1 protein-coding gene and 2 pseudogenes are annotated in these 1,731 nt (G+C 63.9%); all 3 read right to left on the reverse strand.

The genetic code is table 11. The features are described from left to right. Positions 1-236, reverse strand: a pseudogene (gene pyrH, locus EOA86_RS33410) (UMP kinase); the annotation flags it as partial. 296 nt (positions 237-532) lie between these two features. Beyond that, entirely contained in the window at positions 533-1,456 is a 924-nt protein-coding gene (gene tsf / locus EOA86_RS33415) for a translation elongation factor Ts (protein ID WP_127210555.1), read from the reverse strand. Positions 1,457-1,573: 117 nt separating this feature from the next. Beyond that, a pseudogene (locus tag EOA86_RS40905) lies at positions 1,574-1,731 on the reverse strand (30S ribosomal protein S2); the annotation flags it as partial.

A 1,731-nucleotide genomic window follows, 5' to 3' on the forward strand; every position in this document is an offset into this window, starting at 1 on the left:
ATGCCCATGTGGTCGCCTGTGACCCGGTCACCTCCCTTGGACGCAACCGCCACGCCGCGAAAGATGTTGCCGCCGCCGATGACGATGCCGACCTCGATGCCCAGGGCGCGGGCCTCGGCGATGTCTGCGGCGATGCGATCGACTACCGACACGTCGATGCCGAAATGCTGCTCGCCCATCAACGCTTCCCCAGATGCTTTCAGCAAGACACGTCGGTAGAGGGGCTTCACCGTCATCTGGTCCTCATTATCATGCGTGTGACGCGCAGCGGGCTGCCGCCGCGCAGGCGCTGCCCGGAAACATTGGGTTCCGATACACGAAGGGCGCCGCGATGTCACGCGGCGCCCGAACCGGAAAACTCTCTTCCAGCCTTAGCTTACGCCGGCAAATGCACCTTGCATGAGCAGATCCGGGCATGAGCAGATCCGGCAGATAGCCAGCCGGCCTGTCGCCGGGCGCACCGCGCAAGAAATCGGCCGGGCATCCTCGCGGACACCCGGCCATAAGTCTTTTCAGAAAGATGGGGTGCGGTTTACTTCTTGACCGCCGCCGCGACTTCCGCCGCAAAATCGGTCTCTTCCTTCTCGATGCCCTCGCCGAGCGCGAAGCGCAGATAAGCAGTGATCTTGGCCGGTGCGCCGATTTCCTTCTCGGCATCCTGCAGCGCCTTCTCGACGGTGATGTCGGGATTGAGCACGAAAGCCTGCTTGAGCAGCACGACCTCTTCGTAGAACTTGCGCAGACGGCCCTCGACCATCTTCTCGATGATCGCCTCCGGCTTGCCGGACTGGCGCGCCTGGTCGGCGAAGATCGCCTTCTCGCGCTCGACCGCGGCCGGATCGAGCTGCTCCGTCGTCAGCGCCATCGGGTTGGTGGCGGCGACATGCATGGCGACCTGACGGGCAAAGGCGTTGGCGGCCTGCGCGTTGCCTGTCGTCTCGATGGCGACCAGCACGCCGAGCTTGCCAAGGCCGTCGGCAACCGCATTGTGGACGTAGGTCGCGACAGCGCCGTGCTCGACCGTGAGCTTGGCCGAACGGCGGAAGCCAAGATTCTCACCGATAGTGCCGACAGCGTCCTTGATGGTGTCGGCAACCGACTTGTCGGAACCCGGATACGGGGCGGCTGCGACGGCCTCGGTCTTGCCGCCATAGGCGAGCGCGACCTTGGCGACCTTGGCGACGATATCCTGGAAGGCGGCGTTGCGGGCAACGAAGTCGGTCTCAGAATTGACCTCGACGACCGCCGCCTCGCGGATACCGGAATCGACACCGATCAGGCCTTCGGCCGCGGTACGGCCGGCCTTCTTGTCGGCCTTGGAAATGCCCTTCTTGCGCAGCCAGTCGACGGCCTCTTCCATGTTGCCGTTGGTCTCGTTCAACGCCGCCTTGCAGTCCATCATGCCCGCGCCGGTCAAGTCGCGGAGTTCTTTGACCTGTGCAGCCGAAATACTCATTGTCGCCTCTTTGTTTAAAATGCACCGACGCACCACCGGTCCTCGATGATGCGCCTGGCGCCAGCGCTTAGCGCGCCAGAATATGAGAAAGATGAAGGCCGAAACCGGCCTTCCCTGTTACGCTTCCGGTGTCTGGGCAGCCGGTGTCTCGGCGGTCGGCGTCGGCTCGAGTGCCGGCTCGATCGGGGCCTCGGCCAAAGCGCCAACGTCGACGCCAAGCGCGCCCTGCTGGCGAGCAATGCCGTCGATTGCAGCCTTGGCGATCAGATCGCAAT

Source organism: Mesorhizobium sp. M5C.F.Ca.IN.020.32.2.1, assembly GCF_004023105.1.
Classification (GTDB): Bacteria; Pseudomonadota; Alphaproteobacteria; order Rhizobiales; family Rhizobiaceae; genus Mesorhizobium; species Mesorhizobium wenxiniae.